The sequence below is a fragment of the Klebsiella scottii genome, from assembly GCF_036561945.1.
In the GTDB taxonomy this organism is placed as follows: Bacteria; Pseudomonadota; Gammaproteobacteria; order Enterobacterales; family Enterobacteriaceae; genus Klebsiella; species Klebsiella scottii.
The window spans coordinates 669,759-693,908 of sequence record NZ_JARXNI010000020.1; the positions used below are offsets into that span (position 1 = coordinate 669,759).

The following is a 24,150-nucleotide window of genomic DNA, read 5'->3' on the forward strand; positions in this document are numbered from 1 at the left end:
ATGCAACATTCGGCTATTTACTGGCTACGGCGTAATCTGTTCAGCAACGTCGCTCAGACTGCGCTCACCCTGGCGCTTCTGGCCCTGATTTTCATGGTTGGCGGCAAGCTGCTGCGCTGGGGCGTGACGGATGCGGTATTTACCGGCGGCGTGGAGCAGTGCCGCGCGGCGGCGGGCGCGTGTTGGGCGGTGATCGGCGAAAAATACCGGCCGATTCTGTTCGGGCTGTATCCTTATGAACAGCAGTGGCGTCCGGCGCTGTGCATGCTGATTTGGTTCGTCAGCGTGGGATTGTCGCTGTCGCCCGCGTGCTGGCACTCGCGGTTTCTGTGGCCGCTGTGGGGCGTCGCGCTGGCGGCAATGTCCTGCCTGATGAGCGGCGGCGCGTTTGGCCTGCCGCCCGTTCAGTCTGCCGACTGGGGCGGGCTACCGCTGACGCTGCTGCTGTTTTCCGGCACGGTGGTTATCGGCATGCCCGTCTCGGTAGCGCTGGCTCTGGGACGACGTTCGCCGCTGCCGTTTTTGCGCGGGCTGTCGGTGATCTTTATTGAAGGATTGCGCGGCGTGCCGCTGATCACCATTCTGTTTGTCGCGGTGAACGTGTTTCCGCTGTTTTTGCCTACCAATATGGAGATCAACAAGCTGCTGCGGATTATCGTCGGCATCGCGCTGTTTTTCGCCTGCTATCAGGCGGAAGTCATCCGCGGCGGCCTGCAATCCGTACCGCGTGGGCAGTATGAAGCGGCGACCGTGCTGAACCTCGGCTACTGGCACACTACGACGAAAATTATTCTGCCGCAGGCGCTGCGCATCTGTCTGCCGGCGGTAACCAACCATATTATCGCCGCGATGAAAAATACCTCATTCGTGATTATTATCGGCCTGTTTGACGTCCTTACCGCCACCAGTGCGGTGATGCAGGACCCGTTGTGGCGGCGCTACTACATCGAAACCTACGTCTTTATCTCGGCCATTTATATTTTGTTCGGCTTTATGCTTTCCCGCTACGCCATCTGGGTAGAAAAACGCATTGATGCCAGCCACCACTCAGAAGGAGTCGCCTGATGTCCGTCGCATTACCAAACCCGATTATCGAAATGAACGCCGTCAGCAAATGGTACGGAAAATTTCAGGTGCTGGACAACGTATCCCTGAACGTGGCGAAAGGGGAGCGAGTGGTGATCTGCGGCCCCTCAGGGTCGGGAAAATCCACGTTAATCCGTTGCATTAACCGTCTGGAAGAGCATCAGCAGGGGCAGATCCTGGTGAACGGCATCGAAATGAATGACAACGTGCGCAATATCAACCGCATTCGTTTGAGCATCGGTATGCTGTTTCAGCAGTTCAATTTGTTCCCGCATCTTAGCGTGCTGGACAACCTCACCATCGGCCCACGGCTGGTGCGTAAGATGAACCAGAAGCAGGCGACGGAGCTGGCGATGTACTATCTGGAGAAAGTGCATATTGGCAATCAGGCGCATAAATTCCCGCTGCAGCTGTCGGGCGGCCAGCAGCAGCGCGTAGCGATTGCCCGCGCGCTGTGCATGCAGCCGGAAATTATGCTGTTTGATGAGCCCACCTCGGCGCTCGACCCTGAGATGATTAAAGAGGTGCTGGATGTGATGCTGGATTTGGCGGAGGGCGGAATGACCATGATTGTCGTTACCCATGAGATGGGTTTTGCGCGCACGGTGGCGGACAATGTGATCCTGATGGCTGACGGGCAGATTGTTGAATCCGCGCCTCCGGAACGCTTCTTCAGCCAGCCGGAACATCCACGCACCCGGCAATTTCTGGAGCAAATATTGAGCCATTAACTTAACGGTGCGCGTTAACTCATGTTGGCAAGTCTGCCTGCCAACATGAGTGGGACTTTCGGTTTAACCGGTCGGTTGCATAGCGACTGATACCGGTGCAGGAGCGATTCAGGGAGCCTGCATGTGGCTACTTATGGTTGGAATTCGGGGCATGCTGCTGCATCAATTCAATGATCCAATCAATAAAAACTCGCAGTTTGGCGTTGACATGGCGGTTCGGCGGAAACGCCAGGTGCAGGGGCATTGGACTGATACGCCATTGTGTAAATAACGGAATTAAAGCGCCTACAGCCTGATGTGCTGCCGCCATATAGATTGGCAGCGCAATCACTCCTAACCCGGCTAACCCGGCTTCGAGGTAAGCATTGCCATCATCCACGGCAAGTACATAGCGGCCCGTGATTTCAATATGTTCACTCTCACTGCGCAGCACCAGAGGATCAATCTTACCGGTGCGCGAAGACAAAAAACCTACGATGCGATGGTCGGTGTTTTCCAGCTCCCGCGGGTGCGCAGGGGTGCCAAGGCGTTCCACATAGCTCGGCGCGACGTACACGGCGATTGGCAAATCGCCGACATGGCGTGCAATCAGGGACTGGTCGTTGATTTCGCCACCGCGCAGGACGCAATCCACGTTGTCGCCGATCAGATCCACCACCCGGTCGCTCACGCCCATGTCGAACTGGATATCAGGGTAGCGTGCGTGGAAAGCCGGTAGCGCCGGCACCAGGAGGAGGCGGGCCAGCGGACTGGGCACATCCACCCGTAGCCGTCCCCTGGGCGTAATCGCCGCACTGGACAGGCTGTTTTCAGCATCTTCCATGTCCGCCAGCAGGCGGATGACGCGTTCGTAGTAGACCGCGCCATCGGGAGTGACGCCGAGCCTGCGGGTGGTGCGATGGAGCAACCTGACGCGCAGGCGCGCTTCCAGCTGCTGAATGAGCTGCGTCACCGTGGTTTTGCTCATATGCAGCGTTTGGGCGGCCTTTGTGAAGCTACCGGCCTCCACCACGCGAGCAAAGGCGCGCATCGCATCGAAACGATCCATTCCTTATCCTCTCTTTTCAGCGATTGTTTGGATTTTACAAACAATGATGAACAAAGTCGCTTGTTTATCCAGCCGATCCAGCGCGTGTAAAGTGTCTTTATGTTCACCGGGCAGATTTCGCCCCCTTGCAAAGGTACAAACATGACAGCACGCGAAGCAGTTTTTCCCTTCGGTCGGCAGGCGCTCTATGAGCGCAATCGCTATTCACCGGCCATCAAATCCAACGGTTTCCTGTTCGTTTCGGGGCAGGTGGGTAGCCGCGAGGATGGTTCGCCTGAACCGGATCTAAAAGCACAGGTCAGGCTGGCATTCGATAATCTGAATGCTGTTCTCGCGGCTGCGGGCTGCACATTCGGTGACGTGGTTGACGTCACCCTCTTCGTCGTCGATCCCGAGTCGAACCTCGACGCTATCTGGAGCGTCCTGCCAGAATATTGGGGGGAAGCGCCTTACCCCACGTTGACCGGGATCGGCGTGACGTGGCTTTACGGATTCCAGTTTGAGATTAAAGTGATTGCCAGGCTGCCGTAAGCGTTACGGATCTTCGGACAGTCGAAAATTCAGCAGGGCAGCCTGCGCGGACTGTGGCCATTACGGCCTGGCAGCATCGACGAAAACCCACCGCGGGGAATGCGGCAGTGAGTTAATGCAATGCCGCCGAATAGCGGTTGTGGCTGCCTACCGGTCAGAGGTCGAGGAGATTTCTGATGTGCCAGGAGCCGGATCGGTCTGGATTGACTGATGAGACAGAGGAAAATTTATGAAAGCAGCGGTTTATGACGTGCAAGGCGCGCCCGGCGTCCTGAAATATGTCGATATCCCCGATCCGGTCGCGGGACCTGACGACGTCCTGATTTCTGTCGAGGCTATCTCGATTGAAGGGGGGGATCTGATCAACCGCCGTTCAACGCCGCCGCCTCATCCTTCATGGATCGTCGGCTACGCGGCCGCGGGCACGATTGTCGCTGTCGGATCGAACGTCCGTAGCCGTACGGTTGGGGACCGGGTCGCTGCTTTTAACATGCAGGGGTCGCATGCGGAGCTTTGGGCCGTGCCCGCGGAACGAACGTGGCTGATACCCGATGGGGTGGAGGCGGCAGAAGCGGCGGTGCTCCCGATCTCTTTCGGCACCGCGCATCACTGCCTTTTCACGCGGGGCATGCTTCGGCACGGAGAAACCGTCCTTATTCAGGCGGCAGCCGGCGGCGTGGGTCTCGCGGCCGTTCAGCTTGCCTCACAGGCAAGCGCGACGGTCATCGCCGTGGCAAGCGGAACGCAGCGCAGGAGCCGGCTGCTTGAACTTGGCGCCGACCACGTCGTGGATCGCGCCGCGAATAACGTGGTGGACAGTGTCCGACAGTTCACCCACGGCGCCGGTGTTGACCTCGTCATCGATCCTGTGGGGACGACGTTGCCTGCTTCACTTTCTGCACTCGCCCCGGAAGGACGTCTCGTCTTCGTCGGTAATGCGGGGGGTGGCTGCCTGACTGTCGACCTGTGGCCGCCAATGCAGTCCAACCAGACGCTCATGGGGGTATTCATGGGACCTCTTTTTGAAAGGCCCGGAGTTCGCTCAAGTGTGGACGACATGCTGCAGGCCGTAGCTGCAGGGCGCATCAGGGTTGTCATCGACCGCATATTCCCCCTGACCAACGCTGCCGAGGCTCACGAATTCGCCGAGACCGCAAAACCGCTGGGCCGCATCGTTATGAAGCCATGAGGCGCGTTTGAGCTGCGTGAGTGCGCGGGGTGAATTAGGTGGTTCTGGCCGATCCTGAAATTCGGATCATGCTGGAGCTGCCGTCACGTCGTCCAGGTTTGCGGATACCTTCACGCAGCTGCCTTACTTCAGGCAGGGAGACTGTAAATATCCCGCTAAAACGAACCATTCACTTTTAGAGATCTTTTGTCATAGTCATCTGTTTTATTGGTGACATAAGGATTTTATTATTAACATCCGGCATCGGTATTAAATCGGGTAAGGCTATAATAATGATATCTTAGTAAATAACGGTAACGACTTTGTCTTTATCGAGTTGATAATAACCGGTGCGCTGGAATCCAGCTGGAAGCGCGGGAGTCAGGGCGTGTGTCAGCTGTATACTGAAGGTTTGCTTGTGCGTGTTTATATCGGTAATTATGGCGCTTTCAAAACCGAAAATTTGTCTCACCTGGGGATATAGCGCCTTGTAGAGACTTTCTTTTGCCGAAAACGCGATGTGTAATGCAATATTATAATCTATTTCACTTTTCGCCAGGCGTTTTCGCTCACTTTCTTGAGCGATCGTCCCGGCTATTTCGTCCAGCGCTTCGGGGTTAAAATTCTCAATATCAATACCGAGAATGCATCGTTTATTTTGCGGGGCTATAACCGCTATCGCACAGTGATCTGTATGAGAAATAGAACCAAGCCATCCCCCAGGCCATATTGGTGCCCCGTCTGTTGATTGGGTTATCTGTGCGTAAATTTGTTTTTCGTGTAATAGCGTTTGAGCTGCAAGACGCCCGCACAGATATTCGGAACGACGCTTTGCTACCGCGGCGAAGAGCTTTTCTGGAAACTGAATTGAATGCTCTGTGAATAGTGCATCGCGATAGTTGTTTGTTTGAAACGCTATCTCACAAACACCTATTGAGGGTTCGTGAATAAGATGGCCGGTTCTATGTGAACGAATGAATTTGCCATCAGGTAACTTTTTTGTAAACACAAACATGATTAAAATGACACCATGATTGAAGCTGGAGATATATTCTATTGATGCTATACGGCCCCGTCTGTTTTAGCAATTTTATTGTGGTTTAAAATGTCAGGCGTCGGGCGCGGAAAATCAGCTTGTTTGCAAAGCAGGGCATTTATCGGGGAACGGGTGAGCGCTTATCCATGTCATTGAACAGGATATCCGGCGCTTGCATCGCTGCGATCGGCCGCCGCCACATTGGCGGATAAAATAAAAAATCGTATCAGCCCTGACCGGGGCGGTTTTGATTTTCAGCACCGGGAATTGATGGAGCAGGCAGGAGCGCGCTTTTCTCTGCCGACAATATAGGCTGGGGCACAGGGTCCACGGCACGAATCCCGATAATCCGACCACTGCATTATCGTCTAACGGCCTTCCATTATTATAATAATTGCCGCCTTTCTGAGTTAAGGGCACAGATTCGATGCTGTTATTTGGCCCTTCGCATAGTCAAATGTCTTAAGGCATAACTTATAACGCATGACGGCGGACAGTGATTAAAACCAACATATCTCCTCATTGGCAAGGAAATAGCCAAAACCTGTTTTCGGCTATTGACAGGAGATATCACCACCATGAGTTCGCCAGAAGCGCTGTTAAAAAGTCTGTTAACCCGGCTGTTAGATGTGCCCTCAGAGCAGTTGCATGACGAAAGTGACTTGATCTGCCACGGCCTGGATTCGATGCGCACCATGCGTGCGGCCAGTGAACTGCGCCGCGCAGGTATCTCCGTCAGGTTTACTGAGCTGATTGGAAAAAGAACGCTGGCGGAATGGATGGCCATTGTGCGGGCGGCCAGTAGCATCACCGTGCCTCCAGCCATGCACGTCAACGCAGGCGAAGCCCCTTTTGAACTGGCGGCGATGCAACATGCCTTCTGGATCGGTCGCCAGGAGCAGCAGCAACTTGGCGGCGTCTCTGCCCATTTTTATGCTGAGCTTGATGGGGCGGAGCTGGAACCTGAGCGTCTTAATCAGGCATTTAAGCAGCTTATCGCCCGCCATCCGATGCTACGGATGCGCATCAATAGCGAAGGGTTACAGCACACCGTCGCGGTTTCAGATTGTCAGTTACAGGTGAATGACTTAATCGATCTCTGCGCAACGGAAGTGACGCTACAGCTGGAAAAATATCGTCAACGCTACACCCACCAGCGGCTGGATATCGAACAGGGCCAGACGATGATGCTGGCACTGACGCGGCTGCCCGGAAAGCGCAGCCGGCTGCATCTGGATCTGGATATGATCGCGGGTGACGCCGCCAGTCTGCGCATTCTGCTGCGCGAACTGGCCTCACTCTATGCCCGCCCCGACGCGTCCCTTCCCGAGCTAAATTTCAGCTACCAGAGCTATCTCCGGCAAAAACGTGAAAATCAGCAATCGCAGTGGCAGGAAGATCGCCGCTGGTGGCAGCAGCAATTAGCCGATTTGGCCGGTCCGCCTGCCTTACCGCTGCGCACGGCGAGCGCTGTTCCCCGTACTGAACGCAAACACTTCTGTCTTAATGAAGCTCAAAGTCAGACGCTGTCACAGCTGAGTCAACAGGCCGGGCTGACCGTTCCGGTCGTGTTGGCAACGTTGTTTTCCGAGACAATTGGTTTGTGGAGCGGGGCCGCTCCCTTCGTGCTTAACCTGCCCGTATTTTCCCGCCACTCCGACCATCCTCAGGTCGATCTCCTGGTCGGTGATTTCTCCAGCTCGGTGCTGGTGACGATTGAGCCTGCCAGCCAGCCTGACTTTATCGCCCAGGCGAGGGGATTCCAGGGGCAACTGCATCAGGCAATGGCGCATTCGGCCTACGGCGGTGTTGAGGTGCTGCGCGATCTGGCCCGGCAGCAAAGTGGGGAACAGGTGCTGGCTCCGGTGGTTTTCACCAGCGCGCTGGCGCTGGGTGAATTGTATGAACCCGAGGTCAAACAGACGCTGGGCGACCCGGTTTGGTCAATCTCGCAGGGGCCGCAGGTGTGGCTGGATGCCCAGGCCACAGAGTATCAGGGGGGGATCCTGCTGAACTGGGATTTCCGCGCCGACCTGTTCTTACCCCAGGTTATTGATGCGATGTTTGACTGGTTCCGTCAGCGTACGCTTCAGCTGCTGCAAGATCCCGTCAGCTGGCGGAAACCGCTTGCCACGCCGGTTCCGCTGGCGTCATTCCCTCAGCCCGAAGCGCCTGTAGCATCGGGTATCCCGCTCCATCAGCGCTTTTTCCACCAGGCTCAACAACGGCCCCTGGCGATTGCGCTGATGTGGGGGGATAAGCAGCAACTGACCTATGGCGAGCTGGCGCATCAGGCGTTATGCGTTGCCGGATATCTGCAGCAGCAGGGCGTGAAGGCAGGCGACTACGTTGCTGTCAGCATGGGGAAGGGCATCGGGCAGGTCATCGCCGCGCTGGGTATTTTGGCCGCCGGCGCAGCCTATGTCCCCTGCGGGATAGATGTGCCGTTACAACGCCGCCAGCAGGTGTATCAGACGGCTGACGTGCGGTGGGTCCTGAGCGACGATCGGCCCGGTTGCCAGCCGTCATGGCCTGAAGGGGTGGCCGTGGTGCCGCTCAGCGCGGCGTTAGCCAGCCCGCCATTGCAATCTTGCCTGCCGGTTTCGCCTCAGCAGGCCATGTACGCGATCTTCACATCCGGATCGACGGGGACGCCAAAAGGCGTGGCCGTTTCACATGGCGCGGTAGCCAATACCATTGATGCCGTCGACGGCTTGTTCCGGTTCACGCCGGCGGATCGCACCATCTCGCTTTCTGAGCTGGATTTTGACCTGTCGGCTTACGATATCTTCGCCAGCCTGAGCCGTGGGGCGGGTCTGGTGGTGGTCGATGAATTCCAGCGCCGGGATGCCCACGCGTGGGTGGCGTTGTTACAGCGCTGGCAGGTCACGATCATCAGCTGCGTTCCGGCGCTATTGGATATGATCCTCACCGCCGCGGCCGACAAACCCCTGCCATCGCTGCGTCTGGTGATGATGGGGGGCGATCGCATCCCGGCGGAGATGGCCTCGCGCTGGTGGTCGCTGACCGGGCAGGCTGCATTTGTCGGGCTGGGCGGGATGACGGAAGCGGCTATCCACTCAACGGTTTTTGTCCTGCAGCCGGATGATACGCGATGGTCAGCGGTGCCTTTCGGGCAGCCGCTGGCAAATATGCATTGCCGTATCGTCGATGATCGCGGTCGCGATTGCCCGGCCTGGGTCGGCGGCGAGCTGTGGGTTAGCGGACCCGGCCTGGCTCTGGGTTATCTGAAAGATCCTGTCCGTACCGCGGAAAAGTTTGTTGAGGATGCTGGCCGCCGCTGGTATCGCAGCGGTGACCGGGTACGCTACTGGCCTGAAGGCATCATTGAGTACATTGGGCGTACCGACCAGCAGATTAAAATACGCGGCCACCGTATTGAATTGGGTGAGATTGAAACCGCGTTACTCAGCCATCCCCAGGTGCTTCAGGCAAGCGTTGGCATCGTATCGCCGGCTGCCAGACAGCTGTGCGCCAGCCTGGTGACGTTGCAACCCCTGAGTCATGCAACGCTGCGCAGCTGGCTACAGGCCCAGCTGCCAGCCTATGCCGTGCCGGAACACTATCAGTTCCTCGCAGAAATGCCGCTGACGGCGAACGGTAAACTGGATCGTCGCGCGTTGCAGCAGCAGGCAGAGCGGCAGCTGGCGAGCGCTGAACGACAATTTCAGCCTCCCGAAGGGGAGATTGAGCAACGGGTCGCCGCCCTATGGCAGCAGCTGCTGCAGGTCGCGCAGGTGGGACGCGAGGACAATTTCTTCGTGCTGGGGGGCGACAGCCTGATCGCCACGCGCCTAATCGCCAGGATGCATGAACAGAGCCTTACCGCCCCCCTGGCCGAACTCTTCGCCACGCCAACGCTGGCGGCATTTTGCGCCCATGTGCGACGCCAGCATCAGGTACCTGACCAGCCGCTTAGCGCCGATGAAGCCAATCGTTATCAGCCGTTCCCGCTCAGCGATATCCAGCGTGCTTTCTGGATAGGTCGCTCCGGGGAAATGACGCTGGGGGCGGTAGGGTCGCACTTCTACATTGAGTTCGACGGCCAGGGGCTGGATGTCGTGCGGCTAGAACAGGCCTGGCGTAAGCTGATGCTGCGTCATGACATGTTGCGCGTTCGCGTAACGGAAGAGGGGCAGCAGCAGGTCGCGGAGCAGCTTCCCGCGTGGGAAATTGAGCAGCACTGGTTGAACGAAGATGCACAGGCTGAACTGGCAACCCTGCGCGAAACATTGTCGCATCAGGTTTACGATCCGTGTCAGTGGCCGTTGTTCGCCATCCATGTCGCCCATTATGCGCAGCGCCAGCGCTTATTCGTCAGCCTGGACAGTATGATGCTGGATGGCCGCAGCATCATGGTGCTGTTTACTGAATGGGATCGGCTGTATCGCGATCCCTGCTCCAGCCTGCCGGAACTGTCCATCCGCTACCGCGACTATGTCTTGCAAAATCGGCCCGCTGCGGAGCGCGAGCGGCAGGCGCAGGCATGGTGGCAGCAGCATCTCTCAACGTTGCCGGAACGTCCCGCGCTGCCGCTGGCGGTCGCGCCTGAAACCCTGCAACAGCCGCGTTTTCGTCGCTGGAGTCACGAGTTATCTCCCGGCCGCTGGCAGCAGTTAAAGGCGGTGGCGAAAAGTTACGGCATTACGCCGAGCGTGGTGCTGGCTGCGGCCTATGGCGAAGTGCTGGCTCGCTGGAGCAACCAGACCGCGCTGGCCATCAACCTGACGATGTTTGATCGTCAGCCGCGCCATCCGCAGATTAACCATGTGGTCGGTGATTTCGCCTCAATTCTGCTGCTGGGTTATCAAAGCAGCGCCGGAGGCGATTTCCTTGCCGCGGCCCGTCGCCTGCAGCAGCAGGAAGGGGCGGCCCTGGCGCAACGCGGAGTGTCCGGGATCTGGGTATTGCGCGAACTGGCCCGCCAGAAAGGTCAGACTATGGCCTCAATGCCGGTGGTGTTCACCAGCGTTATCGGGCTGGATAAAGACGCGTCGCTCGATCTTTCGGATGCCTTCCCCCAACAAATCTACGCCATCACGCAAACGCCGCAGGTGTGGCTGGACGCAAAAATCAGCGAGTCGCGCGGGCGTCTGCTGCTGGAGTGGGATGCGCTGGAGGCGTTATTCCCGGCGGGCATGATCGAGGCGATGTTCAGCAGCTACTGTCAGCTGGTGGCGCAGCTAACCCAATCCGACTGGCGCCAGCCGGTGACGCTGCCATTACCGGAGAGCCAGCAGCAGGTACGCCGGCTCACCAATCAGACCGCGTTCTCCTTCCCGGATTCACGGCCGCTGTACCTGCGCTTCTTTGCCGAGGCCCATCAACATCCGGACGCCACCGCGCTGCTCTGGGGCCGGGAAGGGCGGATGGATTACGGCACCCTGGCGCAACAGGCGCTGGCGGTTGCGGGCTATCTGCAGCAACGAGGGATACAACCCGGCGACAGAGTCGCCATCACCCATGCAAAAGGCCCCCGGCAAATTGTCGCGGTGCTGGGCGTGTTAGCTGCGGGGGGCTGCTATGTCCCTTCCGGCATCGGTTTACCGGAAGCGCGCCGCGCGGTGGTCTATCGCGATGCCGGGGTAAAGCGGGTGCTGTGCGATGAAAACAGTTTGCATCAGCTCAGCTGGCCGCAGGGCGTAGCGGTAACCAGCCTTAGTGAGGCATTACAGGCGACCCCCCTGGCCGCGCCCCGTGTGCAGCCTGCAGAAGCCGCGAAGTACATTATTTTTACCTCCGGTTCAACCGGCACCCCCAAAGGGGTGGTGGTGAGTCATGGCGCGGTGGCGAACACCGTTGACGCCGTCGCGGCGCGGTTCGGCATCAGCGACAAGGATCGCTCCATCACCCTGTCGGCCCTCGATTTCGATCTCTCCGCCTACGACATTTTCACCTTCCTCGGGCGTGGCGCCTCGCTGGCGGTGGTGGATGAGGCGGAGCGCCGTGATGCCGCCGCCTGGGTGGGGTTAATTAACCACTGGCAGGTCAGCGTCATCAGCGCCGTACCCGCATTGATCGAGATGATTACCGTTGCTGCTCAAGCGCATGGACTCACTCAGGCGCTGCGTCTGGTGATGGTCGGGGGCGATCGCGTGGTGCGCCAGCTGCCGCAGGATTTATGGCAACTGTCGCCGCAGGCGCGTTTTGTCTCCCTCGGTGGGATGACCGAGGCGGCGATTCACTCGACGTGTTATGAGATCCAGCCTGACGATCCCTGGTGGGCATCGGCGCCGTACGGCGTCCCGCTGGCGAATATGCAGTGCCGGGTGGTGGACCAGCAGGGAGGTGATTGCCCGGACTGGGTCAAGGGCGAGCTGTGGGTCAGCGGGGCCGGCGTGGCGACGGGCTACCACGGTGATGAAAAGCGCAGCGCAGAGAAGTTCGTCGCGTGGCAGCAACGTCGCTGGTATCGCACCGGCGACGTCGCCAGCTATCGTCCCAACGGCGTGCTGGAGTTCTTTGGCCGGGCCGATAATCAGGTCAAGATCCGCGGCCACCGCATTGAGTTGGGCGAGGTGGAAGGCGCGCTCAGTCGTCTGCCGCAGGTGGAGAGCGCCGTGGCGGTGGTGTTAACCGGCACAACGCGGCAGCTGGCGGCGGCGCTGGTGGCCTCCCGGCCGATCGACCTGGCCGCGGTAAAACACGCCGCGCAGGCCAGCCTGCCGGATTATGAGGTGCCTGAGCACCTGATTCAAATCAGCCAGATCCCGCTCACCGCCAATGGCAAAGTCGATCGTGAAGCTATCACCCGACAGATTGCGGAGCGGTTGGAACAGGCAGCGCATGCCGGTGAGCAACAGCCCATCAGCGGCGAGGCGGAGACCCTGCTGGCGCAGCTGTGGCGTGAGCTGCTGGCGGTGCCGCACGTTGCCGCGAGCGATAACTTCTTCAGCCTTGGCGGCGACAGCCTGGTGGCAACCCGCCTGATGAGCCGACTACAACAGGCGGGTTTCCGTGGGGCGCTCTCGTCCCTGTTTAGCACCCCTGAGCTACGCCCGTTTGCTGCCAGCCTGAAACGTGAAGCAACGGCGCAGCAGCCGGTGCTAGCGCATGACGCGACCTGCCGCTACCAACCCTTCCCGCTGACCGATGTGCAGCAGGCGTACTGGCTGGGCCGCCAGGAGGCGTTCACGCTCGGTGATATCGCGGCGCAGTGCTACAACGAATATGAACTGCCGGGTATGGACGTCGCGCGCATGGAGCAGGCATGGCATCAGCTGGTGCTGCGTCATGACATGCTACGTTGTCGCATCACCGCTGACGGCCAGCAGCAGATTATGCAGGAGGTGCCTTTCTACCACTTCCGCCAGCATCACCTGGGCGCCGCTTCTTTGGATGAACTGCGTCAACAGATGGCGCGACAGAAACTCGCCCCCGACAGCGGGCGTCTCTACGACGTCCAGGTCATCCATTACGGCGATCGCCAGCTGCGGCTGGCCGTGCTGCTCGACAACCTGATTGTCGATGGCCTCAGCATGCTGACGCTGTTCACCGAACTGTTCCACTACTACCAGCATCCTGAGCAGCCTTTGCCGCCGCTCGGCGTGGAGTTCCGCGATTACCAATGCCTGCGCCAGCGGCAGGGGACGTCCTCTGAATCCCTCCAGTACTGGCAGCAGCGGCTGGCTTCGTTGCCTGCCGCGCCTGCATTACCGACGCAGGTTGAACCGGATACGCTGACTCAGCCTGTATTCCGCCGCCTGCAGGCCCGGCTGGCAACGCCGCAGTGGCAAAAGATCCTGCAACGGGCGCGCCAGGCGCAAATTACCCCCTCCGTGCTGCTGTTGACCTGCTTCTCCGAGGTGTTGAGCCGCTGGAGCGGGCAGCGCTCGCTGGTGGTTAATATGACGCTGTTTGACCGCAAGCCGCTCCATCCTGATATCAACCGGGTCATCGGCGACTTTACCTCGCTGATACTGGCGGAATACCACGCCCGGGCGGACGAGGGCTGGCTTAGTCATGCCCTGCGGATGCAGGCGCAAATCTGGCGCGATTTGGATCATCAGGAGGTCTCCGCTGTCAGCGTGATGCGGCAGCTGGCGCAGCATCATGGCGGTGAAACGCGAGGGGTGCCGGTGGTGTTCACCAGCATGCTCGGCGTGGCCGATGCGCTGGCGAAAGCCGCGCCCTGGCCCGATTTTACGCTGTCTCAGACGCCGCAGGTGTGGCTGGATCATCAGGTGATTGACCTCGAAGATGGCCTGCTGCTGAGCTGGGATTATCTGGAGGATCTGTTCCCGCCGCAGATGGTGGAGCAGATGTTTGCCAGCTATTGCGCGGCCCTGCAGCGGCTGGCCGACGACGACTGGCAGCTGCCGCCGTCGCGCCAGCTGCCGCTCGCTCAGCAGAGCGTTCGCGAGCGGATCAATGCCACCGAAGCACCGCAGCAGGGCCCGGCGCTGCTGCATCAGGGCTTCTTTGAGCAGGCGCGTCGTCACCCGCAGCGGATAGCGCTGTGGGACGGGCAGAGCGGCGGCATCAGCTACGGCGAGCTGCGGGAAAGAGCGCTTGCGGTGGCGGCGGGTCTTCAGCAGCAGGGAGTTAACGAAGGCGACTGCGTGGCGATAGGTCTGCCGCGCGGCGTCGATCAGATAGCGGCGGTGCTGGGCGTACTGGCGGCGGGCGCCGCGTATCTGCCCGTCAATGGCAAACATCCGCCCGCCAGGCAGGCATTGTTATGCCGTAAAGCACAGGCGAAGCGGGCGATTGGCTGCGTGGACGGCGCCATATCTCTTCCTCTGCAGCAGCTACTCAACTGCGCGCCGCTGCCTGAGCCGGTGCTGCCCGATGCGGCCAGCCTGGCTTACATCATCTTTACCTCCGGATCGACCGGTGAACCCAAAGGCGTGGAAGTTGAACACCGCAGCGCCAGTAACACCGTCGACGACATTTGCCAGCGTTATGCCATCCGCAGTCAGGATGTGTTTTTGGCAGTGGCCGCGCTCGATTTTGACCTGTCGGTTTTCGATATCTTCGGCGCATTGAACCAGGGCGCGCAGCTGGTGCTCAGCGCGGAAGAAGAGCATCGCGATGCCGAGGGGTGGCTGGCGCTAATGCAGCAGCACCGGGTCAGCGTCTGGAACAGCGTCCCCACGCTGATGGAGATGACGATCGAAATCGCGCAGCTGCGCGGCGGTGAATTACCGGCGCTGCGTCTGGCATTGCTGTCAGGCGATTGGGTCAGTCCGGACATTGCCGCCCGGCTGGAACCTGTTGCGCCACAGTGCCGGACCATTGCGCTGGGCGGGGCGACGGAAGCCGCCATCTGGTCCAACGCCTGGGCGGTCCCGGCCCGGCCGCCGCGCGACTGGACATCGGTCCCTTACGGTTTACCGCTGCGCAATCAGCAGTTCAGGGTGGTGGATGAACTGGGCTGCGATCTGCCGGACTGGGTGGCAGGTGAGCTGTGGATTGGCGGGATGGGGGTGGCGCGCGGGTACTGTGGCGATCGGAGTCTGACCCAGGCCAGTTTTAGCGGCGACTACCCGCAGCGCTGGTATCGCACGGGCGACATGGGACGTTACCGCCCCGACGGCGTCCTCGAATTCCTCGGGCGACGCGATGGTCAGGTGAAGTTACGCGGCCACCGCATTGAACTGGGCGAAATTGAACAGCAGCTGCAGCGTTGTCCGGGGGTACGCCGCGCGGTGGTGTTACTCAAGGGGAGCGGCGTCAGCGCCAGCCTGCACGCCTTCTATGAGGGCGGGACAGCGATCGACGAGGTGCAGCGCGGGCTGCGTAGCGTGTTGCCTGGCTGGGCGATCCCTGCGGCCATCACTTCTCTCAGCAGCTGGCCGCTCACCGCTAACGGCAAAATCGACCGCAAGGCGCTGGCGCAGCTCACCGCTCAGGCTGCGGAAACCGCGCTGTCCCTGGACGACCCTCACCAGCAGGCGCTGGCGGACATCTGGCAGCAGGTGCTGGGCGCGCAGCCGGGCCATGCCAGCGAAAGCTTCTTCAGCGCTGGCGGTAATTCGCTACTGGGCACCCGCCTGGTCGCGCAAATCTGCAAACACTTCGGTATCCGTCTGACACTACGAGACTTTTTTGCTGACGCTACCCTCTCGGGCCTTTGCGCATCCGTCGAAAGGCATTTGGCTGACAAAAACAGTATGGAAGAAGGTTTATTGTGAAAATTTCTGACGTTATCGTACGACTGGAAACTCAGGGCATTGAACTGTGGCAGGAGGAGAACAATCTGCGCTTTCGCGCGCCTGCGGGAGTGATGACCGAAGCCATTATGCAGGAATTGCGCGACCATAAACCGGCCATCCTCGACTGGCTCAGGCAGCAGGAGAGCGGGGCAGTGCTGCAAGCCGATCCCGATGCGCGTTTTACGCCTTTCCCCTTAACGGAGGCGCAGCAGGCCTATTTTGTCGGGCGCCATAGCGCGTTCGCGTTCGGCGGCGTCGCCTGTCGGGGATATCTGGAGATTTGTTTTGATCGGCCCGTCACGCCTGCGCAGCTCAGCCAGGCGCTTAATCAGCTGATTGCTCGCCACGACATGTTGCGGGTGGTGATTGAGGAAGAGGGATTCCAGCGCGTTCTGCCGCAGGTGCCGCTATTCCAGCCGCAACAACACGAATGGCCAGACCTGCCAACCACAGAAATCGGGGCGCGTATCGCTGAGTTGCGCGAAGCGATGCTGGCTGCCCCGGCGGATTACCAGCGCTGGCCGCTTTTTGCCGCGGCCACTATCTTCGCGGCAGGACAAACCCGCCTGCTGTTGTCGATTGAGCTGATCCTGGTGGATTCCGCCAGCCTTTATCTGCTGGTGGATGAACTGGATCAACTGCTGTTTGCGCCAGGGACGCTGCTGCCCGCGCCCTCGTTGGGTTTCCGTGACTACGTGATTGCCCGGCGCGCAGCGCGCCAGGGCGCGCGCTACCGTAAGGCGCAGCAATACTGGCGGGAGCGCATCCCTGAGCTCCCCAATGCTCCGGCCTTGCCCGCTAGCGCCGCCGCTGAGAAAGCCACATTTGTCCGTCGCCATCTGCGCTTGTCCCATCAACAGCGTCAGCGGCTGAACCAGCTGGCCGCGAAGGCGCAGGTAACGCTGAACGCGCTGCTGCTGGGGGCGTTCTCACAGGTGATGGGGTTCTACAGCGACAGTCGCCACTTTACGCTTAACCTGCCCATTTTCCGCCGTGAGGGGCAGCATCGTGACCTTGAACGGGTGGTCGGGGATTTCACCTCTGTCACGCTGCTGGAGGTCGATCTGCGTGGAGATGAGGTGTTTGCCAGGCAGCTGCTGACCCTCAATCAGCGCCTGTTTGCCGATCTCGACCATAGCGCGTTCTCAGGCCTTGAAGCGTTGAGTGAACTGTCACGCCATCATGGTGAGGCGGTGCTGATGCCCGTGGTGTTTACCAGCACGCTCGGCCAGGGGGAACGGCAGGAGGCCCCGGCGCGCTATCGTATCGAGCAGGGTTTAACCCAAACCCCGCAGGTGTTGATTGACTGCCAGGTCACCGCCCAGCCCGATGGCATGATGCTGGCGTGGGACTCGCGCGAGGGGCTATTCCCCGAGCAGTTTATTGAACACGCGTTTAATGCCTTCAGCGGTTTAATCCAGCGGCTGCTGGAGGACGGCGAGTCTTGCCTTAACCAGCGTCAGCTGCTGACGCTGCCTGCGGCACAAGCCGCCGTTCGCCAACAGATTAACGCGGATAGCCAGCCAGATTTCGCCCGGCTGCTACAGCAGGGATTCCTGGATAAGGCGGAACGGCAGCCGGATGCCATTGCGCTGTGGGACGATGAAGGGAGCCTGACTTACGGCGAACTGGCCGCCCGGGCTTACGGACTGGCGGCGGATTTGCAGCGGGCGGGGCACTGTCCAGGCGAAGCCGTCGCGGTGATGTGCGGGAAAGGGCGCGCCCATGCGCTCGCCCCTCTTGCCATCCTGCTGAATGGCGGGTGCTATGTACCGGTTGATGCGCAACAGCCTGCCCGCCGCCGGGAGGCGATTTTGCGTAACGCCGGGGTGCGCCGGGCAATCTGTGACGATCCGGAACAATTACCTGAGGACGTAGATCCGATCGCCTGGCGTACGGAGACGTCCGCTGGTGATTTCCAGCCGCTCAGAATCGGTCTCCATCAGCCTGCCTATATTATCTATACCTCCGGGTCGACCGGTGAACCGAAAGGCGTGGTCATCAACCATCATGCCGCCTGGAATACGATTGCCGATATCAACCGTCGCTTTGCGGTGAGCGCCCGGGATCGGGTCCTGGCGGTCGCTAACCTGAGTTTCGATCTGTCAGTGTACGATCTGTTTGGCGTGCTGGCGGCGGGAGGCGCTCTGGTCTATCCGCAGGAAGCGAGAAAAGCGGATCCTTCACACTGGGCTGAATGCATCACTCAATATGGCGTCACGCTATGGAACAGCGTGCCGGCCCAGCTGCAGATGCTGGCCGATACGCAACAGCCCCTGCCGACGCTACGCCTGGCGCTGGTATCGGGAGACTGGGTTCCACTCAATCTGCTGGAACAACTGCAGGCCATCTCAGCCGATGGTCAACTGATAGCGCTGGGAGGCGCGACTGAAGCGGCAATCTGGTCGGTATTCCATCCGGTCACGCACGTCGCGCCGTCCTGGCAGAGCATTCCGTATGGTAAGCCGTTGGCCAATCAGCAACTGCATATTGTTGATGAGAGCCTGCACGACCGCCCTGACTGGGTCAGCGGCGAGATCGCCATCAGCGGTGACGGGCTGGCGGATTGTTACTGGATGGACAGAGAGAAGACCGCCGCGCGTTTTGTGACCCGCGATGACGGACGGCGCCTGTACCTGACCGGAGATCGGGGGCGGTACTGGCCGGATGGCAACATCGAGTTTCTGGGGCGGGTCGATAACCAGGTCAAAATCCGCGGACACCGCGTTGAGCTGGGTGAAATCGCCGCGGCGATGCGCCAACACCCGGCTGTCGCCGATGCTGCCGTATGCCTGACGGAAGGTCATGGCACCGCCAGTAATCTGCTGGGATTCGTGGAACTGGCGGCGGGCGAGCAGCCCGGCAGTCGGCCGGCGATGGAAAGCGCCCGGCAGCGTGCGCGACATATTGAACAGCAGATTGATGGTGAAGCTTTCGAGGCGTTAATGGCGGGAGCGGATCGCGTGGCGATTCTCGCGATGTCCGATCGCCTGCGTCAGGATGGCCTGTTCGCCACGATCGCTTCCCGTCACTCGCTGGAAGAGATCTATCATGCGACCGGGGTGGCGGAGGTTCATCAGCGACTGCTGCGCCGCTGGCTGGCCGGATTGGTCAGCGCCGGTGCGCTCACCCAGGACGCGCAGGGATGCTACGCAGACCTGATCCCTTGCGATGCGGCCACGTTGCAGCAGTGCTGGCACGAGGTGGAACAGCTTGAGCAGCGTGCCGGTTATGGCAGCCAGACGTTGCACTATATCCGCGTTTGCAGCGATTGCCTGAGCGGGCTGCTGCGTGGCGAAACCGATGTCCGCGGTATTCTGTTCCCGGAAGGCGAGCTGTCGACCGCCCACGCGGCCTACCGGGATAACCTGGTCAGTCAGAGCATGAACGCGATCGTGATTGCGGCGATCTCGGCGCTGGCGGCTTCCAGCGCCCGCCCGTTACGGGTGCTGGAAGTGGGGGCCGGCGTGGCGGGGACCGCCAGCGATTTGGTGCCTGCTCTGGCGCCCTGGCAGCCTGAATACTGGTTTACCGATCTGTCAGAGTTCTTCCTCGTTGAAGCGCGTAAGCTTTTCGCCCCTTATCCGTGGATGCACTACGGCATTTTTGACATGAACGAAGATGCCGGGCGGCAGGGGATGGCGGCGAATAGCTTTGATGTGATCCTGTGCGCCAACGTGCTGCATAACGCCCGTAACGCCGGTGACGTGCTGGCGCAATTCTCCTCATTGCTGGCGCCCGGCGGTACGCTGGTGTTTATCGAACCTTTCCGTCGTCATAACTACCCGCTGCTGGTTTCGATGGAGTTCTTCCCGGAGCTGACGGGCTTTACGGACCTGCGCGCCAACACCGATCAAACGTTCTTCACCCGCGAGCAGTGGCTTGACCTGCTGGCGCAGGCGGGGGCGACGATATCTGATTGCGCCCCGCCGGCGGAAAGCGCGCTGTCCAGCTCCGGGCAGGGGGTATTTATCGCCCGGTTCAAAACGGACCGCGCCAGCCTCCGCCGCGATGAGCTGCGGGATTTTCTGCGCGATCGGCTGCCGGGCTATATGGTGCCTGCGCATCTACATCTGCTGGATCGTCTGCCGCGTACGGCTAACGGTAAAACCGATCGTCAGCGGCTGCTGAGCGCCGCGCCGCAGCAGCTGACCAGGGCGGAGCAGGCAGGCAGCGGTAACGCCCCGCGCGATGCGCTGGAACAGCAGATTGCCGCCGTCTGGGCGGAAGTATTGGGAGTGGCGGACGTGCAGCGCGATGCTGACTTCTATGCGCTGGGCGGCGATTCCCTGCTGTTATCACGCATGATCGGACGTCTGCGCGCCCGGGTCGCGGCGGCGGCTCATTTCGAATGGGAAACCCTGCTGCGCCATCTGCTGCGGGAATCCACGGTGATGGCGCTGGCGGATTTGCTACGCAGCAGCGCGACGCAGAGTGAGCAGCAACAGCAGGCTCGCGCCGTGCTGGTTCCACTGTGGGGCCCGCAGGATTATCACCGCCACTGCTGCGTGCTGCTTCACGCCGGTACGGGCAATCTCCAGCCGTATCAGCATCTGCTGGCGAGCCTGGACAAGTCGCTATTTGCCCGCGGCGTTGGTCTCGAACTGCCCAGCCAGCAGGCGTTTATGGCGCTGGCGCCGCATGAGGCGTTGGTTACGCTGGCCGGCCACTATGCCGATGCGTTGTCAGCGCAGGGGGAAAGCTTCACTTTGCTGGGATATTGCCTCGGTGGCTTGCTGGCCGCGGAAATCGCCCGTCAGCTCAGCGAGCGCGGCAAAAACGTGCGCGAGCTGGTGGTCATCAGCGCGTATCAGCCGCCGCAGGTGGATGACGCGCGGCTGGTGGATTACGTGTTTGCCCGGGCGATCGGGGCCGACCTGGAGAAACTGGGGCTGCCGCAGGAGCCGGCGCTGGCCGCCGCCGTGAGCGCTATCCTGCAACGGACCCCGCAGCGTATCGCCGAAGACGCATTTGATTGCCTCGACGACCATTCGCAGGTCGCGCAGGCGCTGACGCGCTGGTTCCAGCAGCCGCAGTCCGTTCGCCTGCAAGCATTGCAGACGGCCGGCATGGCCCAGGGAGCCTACCATCAGGAGGATGAAGCCAGCGCGTTGTTTGCGAGTCGTTACGCCCTGTTCGGACACAGCATGGCGTCAGTGGGCCAATATCGCCCCGATCCCTGGTTTGGTAAAACCATCCTGGTGCGTAACAGCGAAAGCGATCCTCTCTTGCCCGGTACGCCCGGCGACGTCCACGACTACTGGCGCCGGCTGTGCCTGGGTGAACTCATTGTTGAAGATACGCCCGGCGACCATTTTAGCTGCCTGGCTCGTCAGCATGCGCCCGCCCTGGCTGCGCTGATCGCGCGCCACACCGCGCCGGGAGAAGCCTGATGAACGACAACATCATCGCGGTACTCGGCGCCACCGGCGGCGCAGGGCGCTATGTCAGCCGCTGGCTGGCTCAGGCCGGATTTGCATTGCGGCTCGGCGGTCGCCGTCGCGATCCCTTACGGCAGCTGGCGACACGGCTGGATGCGGAAGCTCAGCTGGTGGATCTATGGCAGGAGGCGGCGCTTCGCGAGTTTTGCCGGGGTTGCGTCGCGGTGGTGAACTGCGCCGGTCCCTCCTATCAGGTGCTCGATCGGGTGGCGCGTGCTGCCGCCTCGGCGCATGCGCATTATGTGGATGTCTCAGGCGATGGCCCGGCGTGGCATCTGTTACAGCGGCAACCTGCCGGCGATAAGCGCTGGACTGCGGTGCTCTCCGCCGGGATGTTGCCCGGGCTGGCGAATCTGGTCCCGGGCTGGATGAGCCAGCGTGCTGGCGGCGATCTGACGGTCTACAGCGGCGGTATTGAGCGGGTGAGCGGCGCGGCTGCCGCCGATCTGGTGCTGTCGTTAAATGAACAATGCAATGCGTTGCAGGGCAGCGATTACTGGTACGGCGAGGCCGGTGCCGGCTGGCGGCTCGGCCGTCGCGCACGCCACGTTCTGTCAACGCAGCAGACGGATACGCTGGCGCATTTCACCGGCCACGTTACGTTACTGCCCTGGCTGAGCGCCGACGCCGAGCGGCTGGCGCTGCGCCATCATCTCTCCGCTCTGAGCTGGTACAACGTTTTCAGCGGTCAATGCCTGCGCGAAACCCTGACCGGGCTGCGCGGCAAGGTGGATGGCACATCGCAGAGTCTCGCGCTTGCCCGTGCAGCGGTGGAGAAGGCCAGTGAAATTGATCTGGCGGGCTACGCCCCTTATTACCAGATGGTGTTTGACTGGCAGCAGGAGGGGGAGCGGCGTCGGCGCGTCGTGGTGCGCACGGACAGCAGCCTGGCGCTCACCGCCGCCACCGCCGTCAGTACCGTTCTGAGCCTGATGCGCGGCGAGATTGCGCCGGGCGTGCATTTTGCCGATTGTGTACTGCACCCGGCGACCGTGCTGGCTGATATCACGCGGCTGCATGCGGGCACCCACATCAGCCAGTATCTGCCGGATATGCAGCCAGAGCAGGGGGTGATATGACTCCAGCTTCGACACCCCGCCGCCGCGCGATTGTCTGTGGTACCAGCTTTGGCCGCTTTTATCTGCGCGCGCTGGCCAACAATCCGACGATTGAACTGGTCGGGATTCTTTCCAGCGGCTCTGCCGCGTCCGCGGGCTACGCGCGTGAGCTGAATATCGCTCACTACACCTCGGCGGCAAGTCTGCCGGCCGATATAGACCTTGCCTGCGTGGTGGTGAGGGCGGCCGTCTCCGGCGGCAAGGGCGCGGAAATCGCCGGCCAGCTGTTAACGCGGGGCATTCATGTATTGCAGGAGCATCCGCTTCATCCTGACGAGCTGGCCGATTGCCTGCGCACGGCGCACCAGCATCGCGTCCGTTTTGGCATCAATGCCTTCTACCCCTTTGTTGCCCCCATCCGCCGCTTTCTTGAGGCGGCCGAGATTCTGCGTCAGCGCCAGCCGGTGCAATACATTGAAGGCGTGTGCGGCGCGCAGGTTCTCTACCCGCTGCTGGATGTGATTGCGCGCGCGCTGGGAAAACTGCGCCCGGCGCAGCTGGAGCTGATGCAGCCCCGCCAGGTGGGACCTTATACCTGCCTGCACGGCAGTATCGGCGGCGTACCGCTGACGCTGCGTGTTCAGAACCAAATCCATCCGGCAGACGCCGACAACCACGCGCTGTTGCTGCACCGCCTGACCATCACCGCCGAAAGCGGCGTACTGGCACTCGCGGATACCCACGGCCCGGCGATCTGGAGCCCCAGATTACATACCCACCGTGATGAAACCCATCGCCTGGTGCTGGAGGGCGAGGGGACAGAACGTTTATCGGCAGCCAGCAGCACCCTTTTGCCTGGCAGCGAAGCCGTCAGCTTCAGCGAGATTTTCGAACAGCTGTGGCCGCAGGCCATTAATTGCGCGGTGGCGGATTTTCAGCGTTCCATCGACGCCCCTGCGCTGGCGCAGCAGCAGGTGCAATGGGCGCTGGGCGTGACCGGATTCTGGCATCGGGTGTCATCGGTGCTGGGGCCGCCAGAACTGATTTATCCCGACACGCCGGCCATCCTGCCGCTTATTGATCGGTTAACTGAGGAGACCCCGCGATGAGTCAGCATTTTTTACGCTTTTACCAGCCCGCACCCGCTGCGCCGCTGTTGCTGGTTTGCTTACCCCATGCCGGCGGGGCGGCCAGTACGTTTCGCCCGTGGCCTTATTTGTTCGATGCGTCTGAGGCGGAGCTGGCAGTGGTGCAGTATCCGGGACGCGAGGACCGCTTCGCTGAGCCCTTCATCGACAATATGCCCGAGCTGCTGACCGCCTTGCAGGAGGAGCTGTTGCCGCATCTGGCGGGACGCCGTTTTGCCCTGCTCGGACACAGTATGGGCGGTGCCATCGCCCATGAGCTGGCGCAGTCGCTGGCCGCCCACGGCCGGCATCCAGAACTGCTGATCGTCTCAGGCCGCCAGCCGCCGGATTTTCATCCGCTGGATAGCGGCATTCATCTGGGTAGCGATCGGCAAATTATCGAGGAACTGCTGCGCCTCAGCGACGATAACCAGACGCTGCGCGAACAACCAGAGCTGGCGGAGCTGCTGCTGCCGGCGATCCGCAATGATTACCGACTGATTGAGAATTACCGCCCGCAGCCTGCGCGTTTGCTTACCTGCCCGATAGTGGTGTTGAGCGGCGAAGGCGACGGTGAACTGCCTCTGTCGCAAGCCGAGGCCTGGGCGGCATACACCTCAGCTGAAAGTATCGTGCATCGTTTTCCAGGCGATCACTTTTTCATTGCCAGCCAGCGTGCCGCCGTGGTGGCTTGCGTGCGGCAGGCATTACGGCAGTTCTCACCCTTGTTCAGTGAAGGATAATCT

The 24,150-nt window shown here is 60.8% G+C and carries 11 protein-coding genes; 9 read left to right on the top strand and 2 right to left on the bottom strand.

The window, feature by feature from the left end:
* Nucleotides 1–1,065 carry an amino acid ABC transporter permease gene (locus QFI97_RS10775; RefSeq protein ID WP_346431132.1) on the top strand — a complete coding sequence of 355 codons (1,065 nt, stop codon included), beginning with the start codon at nucleotides 1–3 and terminating at the stop codon, nucleotides 1,063–1,065.
* Nucleotides 1,065–1,817 (top strand): amino acid ABC transporter ATP-binding protein, encoded by a 753-nt coding sequence (locus QFI97_RS10780; protein WP_095101235.1) that lies wholly within the window; start codon nucleotides 1,065–1,067, stop codon nucleotides 1,815–1,817. Before QFI97_RS10775 ends, QFI97_RS10780 begins: the two co-directional genes overlap by 1 nt.
* 127 nt (nucleotides 1,818–1,944) lie before the next feature.
* Here QFI97_RS10780 and QFI97_RS10785 read toward each other — a convergent pair whose 3' ends face one another.
* Nucleotides 1,945–2,865 (bottom strand): LysR family transcriptional regulator, encoded by a 921-nt coding sequence (locus QFI97_RS10785; protein WP_346431133.1) that lies wholly within the window; start codon nucleotides 2,863–2,865, stop codon nucleotides 1,945–1,947.
* A 141-nt stretch (nucleotides 2,866–3,006) separates the two neighbouring features.
* Here QFI97_RS10785 and QFI97_RS10790 point away from each other — a divergent pair, with 141 nt between their 5' ends.
* Together QFI97_RS10790 and QFI97_RS10795 are read left to right on the top strand one after the other, a co-directional pair.
* Entirely contained in the window at nucleotides 3,007–3,396 is a 390-nt protein-coding gene (locus QFI97_RS10790) for a RidA family protein (protein ID WP_095101239.1), read from the top strand.
* A 229-nt stretch (nucleotides 3,397–3,625) separates the two neighbouring features.
* A complete protein-coding gene (locus QFI97_RS10795; protein ID WP_346431134.1) occupies nucleotides 3,626–4,585 on the top strand; it encodes a quinone oxidoreductase family protein in 960 nt (319 codons plus the stop codon).
* A gap of 280 nt (nucleotides 4,586–4,865) precedes the next feature.
* Here QFI97_RS10795 and QFI97_RS10800 read toward each other — a convergent pair whose 3' ends face one another.
* Nucleotides 4,866–5,579, bottom strand: a complete 714-nt coding sequence (locus QFI97_RS10800; RefSeq protein ID WP_346431135.1) for a 4'-phosphopantetheinyl transferase family protein — start codon at nucleotides 5,577–5,579, stop codon at nucleotides 4,866–4,868.
* A 599-nt stretch (nucleotides 5,580–6,178) separates the two neighbouring features.
* Here QFI97_RS10800 and QFI97_RS10805 point away from each other — a divergent pair.
* Genes QFI97_RS10805 through QFI97_RS10825 form a run of 5 tightly spaced genes read left to right on the top strand, consistent with a single transcriptional unit; the run spans nucleotide 6,179 to nucleotide 24,147 of the window.
* Nucleotides 6,179–15,757: a non-ribosomal peptide synthetase gene (locus QFI97_RS10805; protein WP_346431136.1), complete on the top strand. Its 9,579-nt coding sequence runs from the start codon at nucleotides 6,179–6,181 to the stop codon at nucleotides 15,755–15,757.
* Nucleotides 15,754–21,171, top strand: coding sequence for a non-ribosomal peptide synthetase (locus QFI97_RS10810; protein ID WP_346431137.1), 5,418 nt, complete (start codon nucleotides 15,754–15,756; stop codon nucleotides 21,169–21,171). The genes QFI97_RS10805 and QFI97_RS10810 overlap by 4 nt, the downstream gene beginning before the upstream one ends.
* Complete coding sequence (locus tag QFI97_RS10815) at nucleotides 21,171–22,298, top strand: saccharopine dehydrogenase NADP-binding domain-containing protein (RefSeq protein WP_346431138.1); 1,128 nt, start codon at nucleotides 21,171–21,173, stop codon at nucleotides 22,296–22,298. Before QFI97_RS10810 ends, QFI97_RS10815 begins: the two co-directional genes overlap by 1 nt.
* Complete coding sequence (locus QFI97_RS10820; protein WP_346431139.1) at nucleotides 22,295–23,386, top strand: Gfo/Idh/MocA family oxidoreductase; 1,092 nt, start codon at nucleotides 22,295–22,297, stop codon at nucleotides 23,384–23,386. Before QFI97_RS10815 ends, QFI97_RS10820 begins: the two co-directional genes overlap by 4 nt.
* On the top strand, nucleotides 23,383–24,147 hold the full coding sequence (locus tag QFI97_RS10825; protein ID WP_095101253.1) for a thioesterase II family protein: 765 nt from the start codon (nucleotides 23,383–23,385) through the stop codon (nucleotides 24,145–24,147). Before QFI97_RS10820 ends, QFI97_RS10825 begins: the two co-directional genes overlap by 4 nt.
* Nucleotides 24,148–24,150 lie beyond the last annotated feature (3 nt).

Coding starts and splice junctions, on each gene's coding strand:
- QFI97_RS10815 (WP_346431138.1), top strand. CDS start 21,171: ATGAACGACAACATCATCGCGGTACTCGGCGCCACCGGCGGCGCAGGG.
- QFI97_RS10825 (WP_095101253.1), top strand. CDS start 23,383: ATGAGTCAGCATTTTTTACGCTTTTACCAGCCCGCACCCGCTGCGCCG.
- QFI97_RS10805 (WP_346431136.1), top strand. CDS start 6,179: ATGAGTTCGCCAGAAGCGCTGTTAAAAAGTCTGTTAACCCGGCTGTTA.
- QFI97_RS10775 (WP_346431132.1), top strand. CDS start 1: ATGCAACATTCGGCTATTTACTGGCTACGGCGTAATCTGTTCAGCAAC.
- QFI97_RS10785 (WP_346431133.1), bottom strand. CDS start 2,865: ATGGATCGTTTCGATGCGATGCGCGCCTTTGCTCGCGTGGTGGAGGCC.
- QFI97_RS10790 (WP_095101239.1), top strand. CDS start 3,007: ATGACAGCACGCGAAGCAGTTTTTCCCTTCGGTCGGCAGGCGCTCTAT.
- QFI97_RS10795 (WP_346431134.1), top strand. CDS start 3,626: ATGAAAGCAGCGGTTTATGACGTGCAAGGCGCGCCCGGCGTCCTGAAA.
- QFI97_RS10800 (WP_346431135.1), bottom strand. CDS start 5,579: ATGTTTGTGTTTACAAAAAAGTTACCTGATGGCAAATTCATTCGTTCA.
- QFI97_RS10780 (WP_095101235.1), top strand. CDS start 1,065: ATGTCCGTCGCATTACCAAACCCGATTATCGAAATGAACGCCGTCAGC.
- QFI97_RS10820 (WP_346431139.1), top strand. CDS start 22,295: ATGACTCCAGCTTCGACACCCCGCCGCCGCGCGATTGTCTGTGGTACC.